This window comes from Cryobacterium sp. TMT1-19 (assembly GCF_004403055.1).
GTDB lineage: Bacteria > Actinomycetota > Actinomycetes > Actinomycetales > Microbacteriaceae > Cryobacterium > Cryobacterium sandaracinum.
Genome location: NZ_SOHB01000040.1, coordinates 1 through 12,368 on the forward strand (window position 1 = coordinate 1; position 12,368 = coordinate 12,368).

At 69.8% G+C, this 12,368-nt stretch carries 5 protein-coding genes; 1 reads left to right on the forward strand and 4 read right to left on the reverse strand.

The annotated features are described in order from the left end of the window. Positions 1-203: 203 nt before the first annotated feature. A complete protein-coding gene (locus tag E3T40_RS10865; protein ID WP_104171336.1) occupies positions 204-1,625 on the reverse strand; it encodes an amidohydrolase family protein in 1,422 nt (473 codons plus the stop codon). Between the two features lie 204 nt (positions 1,626-1,829). Between E3T40_RS10865 and pulA the strand changes: the two genes are divergently transcribed. Continuing rightward, the gene (gene pulA, locus E3T40_RS10870; RefSeq protein ID WP_134543479.1) at positions 1,830-7,619 is read left to right on the forward strand and encodes a pullulanase-type alpha-1,6-glucosidase; all 5,790 of its coding nucleotides are present in this window, start codon (positions 1,830-1,832) and stop codon (positions 7,617-7,619) included. Between the two features lie 19 nt (positions 7,620-7,638). Here the strand turns inward: pulA and E3T40_RS10875 are convergent, their stop codons facing one another. The 3 genes from E3T40_RS10875 to E3T40_RS10885 all read right to left on the reverse strand — a co-directional run bounded on the left by E3T40_RS10875 (position 7,639) and on the right by E3T40_RS10885 (position 12,364). Further along, positions 7,639-10,497, reverse strand: coding sequence for a molybdopterin-dependent oxidoreductase (locus tag E3T40_RS10875; protein ID WP_134543482.1), 2,859 nt, complete (start codon positions 10,495-10,497; stop codon positions 7,639-7,641). Then, positions 10,494-11,504 carry an FAD binding domain-containing protein gene (locus E3T40_RS10880; protein ID WP_134543485.1) on the reverse strand — a complete coding sequence of 337 codons (1,011 nt, stop codon included), beginning with the start codon at positions 11,502-11,504 and terminating at the stop codon, positions 10,494-10,496. Before E3T40_RS10880 ends, E3T40_RS10875 begins: the two co-directional genes overlap by 4 nt. Positions 11,505-11,824: 320 nt before the next feature. Next, positions 11,825-12,364 carry a molybdenum cofactor biosynthesis protein B gene (locus E3T40_RS10885; RefSeq protein ID WP_370287919.1) on the reverse strand — a complete coding sequence of 180 codons (540 nt, stop codon included), beginning with the start codon at positions 12,362-12,364 and terminating at the stop codon, positions 11,825-11,827. Between the last annotated feature and the right edge of the window lie 4 nt (positions 12,365-12,368).

The window sequence follows — 12,368 nt, forward strand, 5'->3', positions numbered from 1 at the left end:
GGAGCTCGGGCGTGTACCGCCCATATTTTCGCTGTGCCATAAGTCCATCCAATCTCAACTTCTCAGAAAGACTGTCCGGAAACCACGGGTCACCCCAGATGCTGTGGGCCGGTTCTAAGCAAAATCTCCGTCGAATTCGTTCGGCCAGGGCGGGATTGTGGGCGGGATTGGAAGGCGGGAGGGCGGCTCAACCGCCGGGCGGCTCAACCGCCGGTCGGGGCGAGCACCCGGCGGCCGCGCACGAAGACGCCGGCGATCGCGGGCTGGCGGAGGGCCAGCAGAAGCGCGAAGAGGGTCTGGTCGGTGGCCATCTCCTCGTCGTCGGCTCGGATGCCGCGCTCGAGCACCGTGGCAAGGGGCTCCCAGCGGTCCGGCTCGATCAGGAGGAAGTCGGCGTCCTTGCCCACGTCGAAGTTGCCGAACCGGGCCTCCATGTCGAGTGCGCGCGCGCCGGCCAGGGTGCCGGTGAAGAGCAGGGCGGCCGGATCCAGCGACAGGCCCGCCTCTCCGGGCTCGGAGAGGTGCACCTTGAAACAGTCGTTGAGCACCCGGGAGATGAGCCATTCGTCGCCCGCGCCGACATCCGACCCGATCGCCACATTCACGCCGAACGACGTCGTGCGCAGCCACGGCATGGTGCCCGATCCCAGGAACTGCTGCGACGTGGGGCAGTGCGCCACGCTCGTTCCGGTCTCGGCCAGGCGGGCCAGCTCGCTGTTCTCGCAGTGCACGGCGTGGGCGAGGATGCTGCGCCGCCCCAGCAGGCTCGACCCACCCCGCGCCGAACCCGGCAGGAACCGGCCGTCGTAGGTGTCGAGGTAGGTGTCGACCTGATAGACCGACTTCACGACGCCGATCTCGCCCGTGCCGGGCCGGTTGTTCTCATTCAGGTGGCTGTGGAAGTAGACCCCCTGGCCGCGCACCGCGTCGTAGAGCTCGCCGAGCCCCGCCAGGGTCGTGGGGGTGACGGAGAGGCTGAACCGCGGCACCACCGCCACCTGAAGCAGCGCGGTGGCGGGGTCGCCGGTGTCGACCGCGTGCCAGCGGGCGATCTCATCCGTCACAAGCTCCAGGGCCCTGGCCTCGCTCGTGAGCAGCGCCTGCGCGGGCTTCGAACCGACCGTCTGGATTCCGCGCCCGCTGACCAGGCGCAGTCCGGCCCGGTGCGACTCCTCGAACAGGGCGTCCTGCGCGGGAGGGAACGCGGAGCCGAAGACCAGGGCGCTGGTCGTGCCCGCGGCGACGCGGCGACGGGTGAAGTCCCGGGCGATCTGCTCGCCGAACCCGGGGTCGGCCAGGCGAGCCTCGGCCGGGAAGACGCAGTTGTCCAGCCACTCGAGCAGCTGGCCGCCGCCATAGGAATCCGTGGAATAGGTCTGCGGGAAGTGCACGTGGGTGTCGACGAAGCCGGGCAGGATGAAACCGCCCCGGTTGTCGGTGACCGCCAGGGTTTCGTAGACGGCAGGGAGGTCGACGAATGAGCCCACCCAGGCGATCCGGCCCGTGTCGGTGGTCACCAGGACGCCGTCGGGCAGGGACACGAGGTGCCGGTGCGCGGCGGCCACGGTGGGGGAGCCGGCAATGTGGAAGATGTGGCCGCGGTAGACCCGGCTGGACGGTGTCACGTGAGAGCCCGTTCTCTGTTCGTCGTTCTCTTCCAGTGGACTCGTTTCCACCGGACTCGTTCAGTGTATTGGGGGTCGTCAGGCTCGACCGCCGCGCGATCAAGTAAACGCTTGCAGCAAACGCTTGCATAAGCGGTACGCGACGGAGTAGCGTCACATCTGTTGTTCTCAGCGCCACCGGGCGCGAGACAGGGGGAGTCACTGTTGACGAAACGCACCGCTACACGCCGCCCGGCCATCCGCCGCATTGTGGCCACGATCGGAGCCGGCGCGATCGTTCTCTCCGGTCTCGCCTTCTCCGAGGTGTCCGCGGCCGCCGCCACCCCGACGGTCGCCCTGGTCGGCAGCCTGCAGAGCGAGTTGGGCTGCACGGAGGACTGGCAGCCGGCCTGCGAGTCCACCGAGCTGGCCCCGACGGGCGTCGACGGGGTCTGGTCCGCCGAGTTCACGGTGCCGGCCGGCAGCTACGACTATAAGGTCGCCCTCAACGACGCGTGGGACGAGACCTACGGGCTGGACGGTGGTGCCGACAACATCCCGTTGACCATCGCCGGTGAAAGCCGGTTGAGCTTCACCTTCGACCACAACCGGAAGCGCGTCGGCCTCGAGGTACTCTCCCTAGCCGGTGCCTACTCCGCGGAGGACGAGGCCGTGGCGGCCGCGCCCATCCGCCAGCCCGGCAGCGACGAACAGTTCTACTTCGTGATGACCGACCGGTTCAAGGACGCCGACCCGGCCAACAACACCGCCGGCCTCGGCGACGACCCACTGGTGTCCGGCTACGACCCCGCGAACAAGGGCTTCTACAACGGCGGCGACCTCGCCGGGCTCCGTTCCCAGCTCGACTACATCGAGGGTCTCGGCACGAGCGCCCTCTGGCTCACGCCGTCCTTCAAGAACCGGGCCGTGCAGGGCGAGGGCGCGAACGCGTCCGCGGGCTACCACGGCTACTGGATCACCGACTTCACCCAGATCGACCCGCACCTCGGCACCAACGCCGAGCTCAAGGCGCTCATCGACGACGCGCACGCCCGCGGCATCAAGGTGTACTTCGACATCATCACCAACCACACCGCCGACGTCATCGACAACGAGGAGAAGCAGTACTCCTACATCGACAAGGCCACGTCGCCCTACACGACCGCGGCCGGCGAGCCCTTCGACTCGGCCGACTACGCGGGGACCAACGAATTCCCGACCCTCGACGGGACATCCTTCCCCTACACGCCGTTCGTCGCGGCCGCCGACGCCACGGTCAAGGTGCCGGCCTGGCTGAACGACCCGACGCTGTACCACAACCGGGGAGATTCGACCTTCGAGGGTGAGAGCAACCTCGACGGCGACTTCTCCGGCCTCGACGACCTGATGACCGAGAACCCGGCCGTCGTGAACGGCTTCGTCGACGTGTACACGGACTGGGTCGACCTCGGTATCGACGGCTTCCGCATCGACACGGTCAAGCACGTCAACCTGGAGTTCTGGGACACGTGGTCCACGCAGGTGCTCGACTACGCGCACGCCGCCGGCAAGCCCGACTTCTTCATGTTCGGTGAGGTCTACGACGCGGATGCCGCGAAAACCTCCCCGTACGTGCGCAAGACCGACCTCAACTCGGTGCTCGACTTCGGATTCCAGTCGCAGGCGACCAGCTTCGCCGCCGGCAACTCCGCGAAGGGGCTCAGCCAGCTGTTCGCCTCCGACGACCTCTACACGACTCCCGACTCCAACGCCTCCGCGCTGCCGACCTTCCTCGGCAACCACGACATGGGCCGGATCGGCTACTTCCTGAAGAACACCGATGACCCGCTGGCCCGCGACGTGCTCGCCCACGAGCTCATGTTCCTGACCCGCGGCCAGCCGGTGGTCTACTACGGCGACGAGCAGGGTTTCATGGGCGCGGGCGGCGACAAGGACGCCCGCCAGTCGTTGTTCGCCAGCCAGGTGCCCGAGTACGCGAACCAGCCGCTGATCACCGGCGAGACCGCCGGTTCGGTCGACCGGTTCGGGACGGATGCGCCGCTCTACAGTCGGATCGCTGAGCTCTCCGCGCTGCGGAGCGACCACCCGGCCCTCGCGACGGGCGCCCAGATCGAGCGTTACGCCGACACCGGGGCCGGCGTCTACGCGTTCAGCCGGGTCGACCGCACGGAGAAGATCGAACACCTCGTCGCCGTCAACAACTCGGCCGCGGCGAAAACCGTGACGATCCCCGCCCTCACCACGGGTGCGTCCTACTCGGTGCTGTTCGGCGACACCGCTTCCGCGTTATCCGGCGATACCGGCGACCTGGCCGTCACCGTGCCGGCCCGCGGCTCGGTCGTGCTCGTGGCCGACCGACCCGTCAGCGCTCCGGCCGCGGCCGCCGCGATCACGGTCGCCGCCCCGGCAGCCGGAGCCGGCGTCACCGGCGTCTCACCCGTCGGGGCCACCGTCGACGACGGGACCTGGCAGGAGACCGGATTCGCCTGGCGGGTCGTGGGTGACACTGCGTGGACCAGCCTCGGCACCGCCGAAGACACCACTCCGCGGGTCTTCCACGACACCGCCGGCCTCGCCACGGGCACCCTGGTCGAATACCGCGCCGTCTCCACGGATGCCGCCGGCCAGCGGGCCGCCGCGTCCAGCTTCGCCTCCGTGGGCAACACGGTTTCGCTCGCCGATACCGGCACGCCCGACGCCGCGATCGACCTGGTCACGGTGGCCGGTAGTCACAACTCCGAGATGGGTTGTGCCGGGGACTGGCAGCCCGGCTGTGAGGCCGCGAAACTGACCCTCCGGGCCGACGGCATCTACGCCGGCACCTTCGACCTTCCGGCCGGCGACTACGAGTACAAGATCGCCGTCAACGGCTCCTGGGACCTCAACTACGGTTCCGGCGGTGTTCCCGGCGGCGACAACGTGAGCTACACGACCGACGGCGGCCCGGTCACGTTCTACTTCGACCCGCGCAACAACTTCTTTCAGGGCACGGCCGAGGGCGATATCGTCGTCGCGGCCGGTTCCTTCCAGGAGGAGGCCGGTTGCCCCGGAGACTGGAAACCGGACTGCCTCGCAACCTGGCTGCAGGACGTGGACGGCGACGGCATCCTCACCCTGAGTTCGAACACCCTGCCGACCGGCTCGTACGAGGCGAAGGTCGCGCACAACCTCGGCTGGGACGAGAACTATGGCGCCGACGGCGTGCCGAACGGCGCGAACCTGTCGTTCACGGCCACCGAGGGCAAGGAAACCCTGTTCAGCTACGACCTCGCCGCCCACGTGCTCACGATCACGGTGACCGACCCGCCGCTGGCCGGCACCGGAGCGCAGCGCGCGCACTGGGTAAGCGAGAAGACTCTCGCCTGGCCGCGTGACCTGCTGCCCGCGAATGCCGACCCGGCCGCGCTCGGTTACATGCTGCACTCCTCGTCGGCCGCCGACCTGGCGGTCACCGACGGAGCGGTGACCGGCGGTGACACGGTCGCCCTCGAGTACGACCCGGCCGGCCTCTCCGACGCGGAGAAAGCGCGTTTCCCGGCCCTCGCCGGGTCCGTGGCCCTGCGCCCGGTCGCTGTGGACCGGGTGGAGCTGGAACGGCTGCTGACCACCCAGCTGGCGGTGGCCCAGTCCGGCACCGGCACCGACACCGGCACCGACGACACCACAGGCATCCTCACCGCGTTCACGGGCGTGCAACTGCCCGGCGTGCTCGACGACCTCTACGCGGATGCCGCAGCGGACCGGACGCTCGGCGTCACCTGGTCGAAGAAGCGGCCCACGATCGCGGTCTGGGCTCCCACGGCGCAGAACGTCGACGCGCTCGTCTGGACGGCGGGCGACACGGCCGGCCCGGAGCGCATCGCGTTGACGCGCCAGGATGACGGCACGTGGACCGCGACCGGTGCCAAGAACTGGACCGGCGCATCCTTCGTCTTCGAGGTCACGGTGTTCGCGCCGACGACGGGGAAGATCGAGGTGAACCAGGTCACCGACCCGTACTCGGTCGCCCTGACGCAGAACTCCACCCGGTCGGTGCTCATCGACCTGGCCGATAAGGCTTACCGCCCCAAGGCGTGGGAGAAAGCGAAGGCGCCGGTCATCGAGAAGGCCGTGGACCGGTCGATCTACGAACTGCACGTGCGCGACTTCTCGATCTCCGACGACACCGTGCCGGAAGAGCTCCGCGGCACCTACGGCGCGTTCGGGGTCGACAGCGCGGGAACCCGGCATCTGTCCGAGCTGGCGGCTGCCGGGCTCAACACCGTGCACCTGCTGCCGACCTTCGACATCGCAACGATCCAGGAAGACCGCGCCCTCCAGGCCGTTCCGGCCTGCGACCTGGCCTCCTTCGGACCGGCCTCGCCGGGCCAGCAGGCGTGCATCCAGGCGATCAGGGACCAGGACGGCTTCAACTGGGGCTACGACCCGTTCCACTTCTCGGCGCCGGAGGGGTCCTACGCGGTGAACGCCCACGGCGGCGCCCGGGTGGCCGAGTTCCGCGGCATGGTGGGGGCCCTGCACGAGGACGGCCTGCAGGTCGTACTCGACGAGGTATTCAACCACACCGCGCAGAGCGGCCAGGGGGAGAAATCGGTGCTCGACCAGGTCGTGCCCGGTTACTACCACCGTCTCAACCCGCAAGGCTCCGTCGAGACCTCCACCTGCTGCCAGAACATCGCCACCGAGCACGAACTGGCCCAGAAGCTCATGGTCGACTCCGTCGTGCTCTGGGCGAAGGAGTACCGCGTGGACGGGTTCCGGTTCGACCTGATGGGCCACCACTCGAAGGCCAACCTGCTGGCCGTGCGGGATGCCCTCGACGCGCTCACCCTGAAAAAGGACGGCGTGAACGGCCAGGCGATCTACCTCTACGGTGAGGGCTGGAACTTCGGCGAGGTCGCGAACAACGCCCTGTTCGAGCAGGCGACGCAGGGCCAGCTGGGCGGAACCGGCATCGGCACGTTCAACGACCGGCTGCGCGACGCGGTGCACGGCGGCAGCCCCGTCGACGGCAGCACCGTGCAGCAGCAGGGCTTCGGCACCGGGCTCGGCACCGATCCCAACGGCGTGGCGATCAACGGCACCCCCGGGCAGGCGCTCGCCCGGCTCGGGCAGGCCAGCGACCTGGTGCGGCTCGGTCTGGCCGCGAACCTGCGCGACTTCAGCTTCGTCACCAGCGACGGCACGGTGAAGCGCGGCGACGAACTCGACTACAACGGATCGCCGGCCGGGTATGCGGACCAGCCGGACGAGGTGATCAACTACGTCGACGCGCACGACAACGAGACGCTCTACGACCTGCTCGCCCTCAAGCTGCCGGCCGACACCGGGATGAGCGACCGGGTGCGCATGAACACCCTGTCCCTGGCCACCGCGACCCTGTCGCAGGCGCCATCGCTCTGGCACGCCGGAACCGACCTGCTGCGCTCGAAGTCGCTCGACCGCGACAGCTACAACTCGGGCGACTGGTTCAACCGCATCGACTGGACCGGCCAGACCAGCAACTTCGGCGTCGGTCTGCCGTCAGCGGCCGCCAACGAGGACAAGTGGGCCATCATGCGCCCGCTGCTCGAGGACCCGGCCCTCAAGCCGACGCCGGACGACATCTCGTTCGCGTCGGCCCAGGCCCAGGACCTGCTGCGCCTCAAGCAGTCGACCGAGCTGTTCCGGCTCGGCGATGCGAAGCTGATCAACCAGAAGCTGACCTTCCCGGCCAGCGGACCGGACGCCACCCCCGGCGTCATCGCCATGAGCGTCGACGACACGATGGGAGGCGACGTCGACAAGAAACTGGACGGCCTGCTGGTGCTCTTCAACGCCAGCCCCGAACCTCAGACGGTTCTGCTCAGCGAGTTGGCCGGGCGCGGCTACGCCCTCAGCGGCATCCAGGCCGCCGGGACGGATGCGCTCGTCAAGTCGACGACCTGGGACGCGGCGACCGGCACGGTAACCGTTCCCGCCCGCACGGTCGCGGTGCTCGTCGACGCGCAGGAGCGGACGGCGAAGAAGCGGTAACCCGCGGATCGCACCCCGTTCAGGAGCGAACGGGGTGCAGCAGCCGCCAGATCCGGTCGCGCGACATCGGCAGTTCGGTGGGACGGATGCCGATGGCGTCGCGCACCGCGTTCGCCAGGGCGGGCGCCACCGGGTTGTAGGGCGACTCGCTCATCGACTTCGCCCCGAACGGGCCGAGCACGTCGCTCGTGTCCGCGAAGTACACCTCGGTCACGGGCAGGTCGGCGAGCTGCGGGATGTGGTAATTCCGCAGCACGCTCGTGGTCACGGTGCCCGCCCCGTCGAGGATGACCTCCTCGTAGAGCGCGGTGCCGATCGCCTGCGCGACCCCACCCTCGATCTGGCCGCGGCACTGCTCCGGGTTCATCACGACCCCGGCATCCGCCGCCTGGATCGACTGCAGAATGCGCACCTCGCCGGTCTGCGTGTTCACGGCCACCCGGAACGCGTGCACGTTGAACGCCACCGAGCGGCGGGCGCCGTCTTCGGCGCCGACACCGCGGAGAGCGGATGCCCCGGGCACGGATGCCCCGGTTACGGATGCCTGCCCGGCCAGTTCGGCCAGCGACGTGAACACCGCTCCGCTGCGCAGCCCGTCGGGTTCCAGGGTCCAGGCGGCGGCGGGGATCTCCGGGTGCCTCTCCGTGGCGGCGGACCGCAGCGTGTCGGCCAGGTCGTTCGCCGCCGCGAGCACGGCCTTGCCGGCGATGACGACGCCCGCGGAGCCGAACGCGCCGGTGTCGTAGCCGATGGCATCAGTGTCGGACTGCAGGATCTCGATCCGGTCGGGAGTCGTGTGCAGGGCCGTGGCGGCGAGCTGCGCGTGCACCGTGGTGGTGCCGTTGCCGAACTCGGCCGTGCCGACGCGGACGGTGTAGCGGGTGGGGGATTCGAGGACCGCGTTTTCGAGGGTGACCGAGGCCTGCGCGTAGTGCCCGCGCGGCGGGGTGGTCGCGATCATGGCGGTGGCCATGCCCTCGCCGGTCTTCCAGTGCTCGCCGGACGGCACGGTGGCGCCGTTGCCGCGGGCCAGGGCCGTCTGGGCCAGGTCGAAGCACTGGTCGAGTCCGTAGCTGCCGAAGATGAGGTCCTCGCCCTCCACATGGGTGACCACGAGCGGGTCGTTCGGGCCGACCGAGTTTCGCCGGCGCAGGTCGAACGGGTTGATGCCGACGGTGCGGGCGAGCTCGTCGAGTGCGGACTCGACGCCGAAGATCACCTGGCCGAGGCCGTAGCCGCGGAAGGCGCCCGACGGGAGGTTGTTCGTGTAGACGCTTCGGGCATCCACCCGCTTGTTGGGCACCCGATAGAGGCTGACCGACTCGGAGCTGCCGTGGAACATCACCCCGGGGCCGTGGTTGCCATAGGCGCCGGTGTCGGCGAGCAAACCCAGCTTCAGTGCGGTGAGGCGGCCGGCGTCGTCGGCGCCGAGGGTGACGTCGATGCGCATGGGGTGACGGGCCGGGGAGAGGGTGAACTCGTCGGAACGGCTGAACTCGTATTGCACGGGGCGCCCGGTCTTCAGCACCGCGAGCGCGACGATGTCCTCGGTCAAAATTTCCTGCTTGCCGCCGAAGCCGCCGCCGACCCGGGCCGTGAACACGCGCAGCCGCTCCGGGTCGAGGGCGAATAGGCGGCAGATCTCGCGGTGCACCAGGAACGGCACCTGGGAACTGGTGCGCAGGATGAGCCGGTCGCCGCCTGCCGATGCGTCTGCCGTGCCGGGCTCCAGCCAGCCGATGGTGGCGTGCGTCTCCAAATGGGTATGCGCCACCCGTTGGGTCTGCCAGGTTCCGCTCACGCTGTGGGCGGCGCCGGCCAGGCCGGCCGCGATGTCGCCGTATTCGCCGTGCAGCTCGGCCACCAGGTTGCGGGTCGGGTCGGCCAGCCGGCTCGCGGTGGCATCCTTGTCGCCGTGCACCAGGGGAGCGCCGGGCAGGAGAGCGGCGTGCGGGTCGAAGACGGCCGGGAGCGTCTCGTAGTCGATCTCGATCAGGCGGCAGGCGGCCTCGGCGATGGCGAGGGTGTCGGCGACGACGGCCGCGACGCGCTGGCCGCGGAACCGCACGACCGAATCGAGCACGAGGGTGTCGTCGGGGTCGTCGAGGCGGTCCTCGTGCCGGGCGGTGGAGAACAGGGTGGCCGGGGAGTCGGCGTAAGTGAGCACGGCGTGCACCCCGGGCAGGGCCACGGCTGCCTCGGTTTGGATCGAACGGATGCGCGCGTGCGCCTGCGTGCTCTGCAGCACGCTGAGGTGCAGGAGGCCGGGCACCGTGACGTCGAGGGTGTACGGCTCCTGCCCACTGACCACGCGTTCGCTGGCCGGGGCCGCCAGGGAGGTGCCGACCGTGCCGGGGCGCGGTCCGGTCTGGACGACCGGGCCCAGGCCGGTGCGTGCCGGTGCGTCGGTGCGACAGGAGCCGTCTGACCTGGCTGAGCCGTTGACGGGGGTGTGGCTGCCGCGGATGGCGTCCTCGATGGCGCGGTAGCCGGTACAGCGGCACAGGTTGCCCTTGAGCAGGCGGGGGAGGTCGTCAAGGTCGGTCTCGGTCAGGGCGGACGCGGTCACGATCATGCCGGCGGTGCAGAACCCGCATTGGAACCCGGCGGCGTCGACGAAGCGCTGCTGGATCGGGGCCAGATCACCGGGCAGGCCGAGCCCGGCCACGGTCGTGACCTCTGTGCCCTCGGCCCGGAACGCCGGGTAGATGCAGGAGTGCACCGGTGTGCCGTCGACCAGCACGGAGCAGGCGCCGCAGTCGCCGGTGTCGCAGCCCTTCTTGACTTCGAAGTGCTCCTGGTCGCGGATGAAGGAGCGCAGGCACTGCCCGGGGGCAGGGGAGGCGTCGACGGGTTCGCCGTTGATCTGGAATCTCATGAGCGGTCTCCGTTCCGGGGTGCCGCCTGGTCTCGCGCGGCCGGTTCGGGTTCTTGTCTCGGTTCGGGCTGCTGTTCCAGCTCGGCTCGGATCTCCTCGCCGAGCACGCCGCTCACGGCGCGGCGCCAGTCGGCGGCGCCGTGGGCATCCGTGAACCAGCAGTCGATGGCGGCGATGTCCTGGGCGAGTGTGCCCGCGTCGGGCAGGGAGTCGTAGCGCAGCTGCACCGGACGCACGGTGCCGGCGGTGACGGTGAGCACGAAGCGGCCGGTGCCGGCGCTGGCGTCGCGGGCGGTTGTGTCGTCGCTGTCGGAGAGGTCGGCGCGGTCGAGCCGGCCGATCAGCACGGCGCCGGAGCGGCCGAGTGGGGAGAGGGCGATCTTGCGGTATGCGGTGCGGGCCGCCAGCGAGGAGGTCGGCACGTGGATGGACCGCAGCACATCGCCGGTGCGGAGCGCGTTGGTGGTGTTGCCGGTGACGAAGGACGCTGCGGGCATCCGTTCGTCGCTGCCGTCACGACGCCAGATCAGCACCTCCGCGTCGAGGGCGGCAGCCAGGCTGGTCATCGGGCCGGCCGGCAGGGAGGCGCAGAGGTTGCCGCCGACGGTGGCGACGTTCCAGATCTTGAATGAGCCGTACAGGGCCGTGCAGCACTGGAAGATCAGCGGATGCGCGGTCCAGCCGGGTGCGGCCGCCAGCCGGGAGAGTTCGGCGATGGTGCAGGTGGCGGCGATGGTGAGGCCGGGGGTGGTGCCGGTGGCGCGCTCGCCGGTGTGGGCATCCGTGCCGGTGGCGGCACTTGGGCCGGTGTCCAGGGTGCCGGCATCCGTCGTCAGGGTCAGAGCGGGCCAGCCCAGGGTCTGCAGGTCGACCAGCCCGGTGAGGTGCGTCTGCGGGTCAGCGAACAGGTCGGAGCCGCCCGCGAGCGGGGCCACCTGGGCGTCGAGGAGCGCGAGATCGTCACGGTGACGGGCGGGGGTGATCGTGAACACGGTGTTGAGGTCCATCGTTTCCCTCACTCGACCGCTCGGGTGCAGGTCGACACCCTGAATTATCCACTCGCCCGAGTCGCCCCGCGAGTCGACGCGCGTGCTCGCGGCATCCTCACGGCGAGCTACCCTGTTTTCGCGCAGGGCACGGGTGCGCGGGAGGGCGGGGGCGAACCAATTCGACGGAGATTTGCAGCCAAAAGCGGATTTTAGGCGTGTTTTGGGCCGATTTGACCAGAATCTCCGTCGAATTCGTTCGGGCCGGAGCCAGTGGGGCTAGTGGAGCCAGAGGAGCTCGTGGGGCCAGTGGAGCTAGTGGGGCCAGTGGGCCAGTCCAGCTAGTGGTCCACACCGTGGAGCTGGTCGAGGATGTGGTCGAGCACGTCGGCGAGGAGACCCAGCCCATCCTTCACGCCGTTGGGGGAGCCGGGGAGGTTGATCACCAGGGTGCGCCCGCGGGCGATCCCGGCGTGACCGCGTGAGATGACGGCCAGAGGGGTGGATGCGGCGCCGCGGCGGCGGAATTCCTCCATCAGCCCGGGGAGCAGCCGGTCGAGGTGCGGGAGGGTCTGCTCAGGGGTGAGGTCGTGGGGGCTGACGCCCGTGCCGCCCGTGGTGATCACAAGGTCGATGCCAGCGTCGAGGGCCTCGATCAGGGCAGCGCCGACCGGGGCGCCGTCGGGCACGACGCGGCGCTCGCCGAGCGTGAAGCCGCGCTCTCGCAGCCAGGCATCGAGGACGGGGCCGGTGCGGTCCGGGTAGACCCCGGCCGCGGCGCGGGTGGAGGCGACGATGACCTGCGCGCGGCGCGGTGCGCGCGGTGCGCGTGGTTCGGTGGGTTCGGACGGAGTCGACGGAAGGTTCGCTGTGGCGGTCACGCGC

Excerpts from the sequence above, each read along its gene's own strand:
- E3T40_RS10880 (WP_134543485.1), bottom strand. The coding sequence starts at position 11,504 with ATGGACCTCAACACCGTGTTCACGATCACCCCCGCCCGTCACCGTGAC.
- E3T40_RS10875 (WP_134543482.1), bottom strand. The coding sequence starts at position 10,497 with ATGAGATTCCAGATCAACGGCGAACCCGTCGACGCCTCCCCTGCCCCC.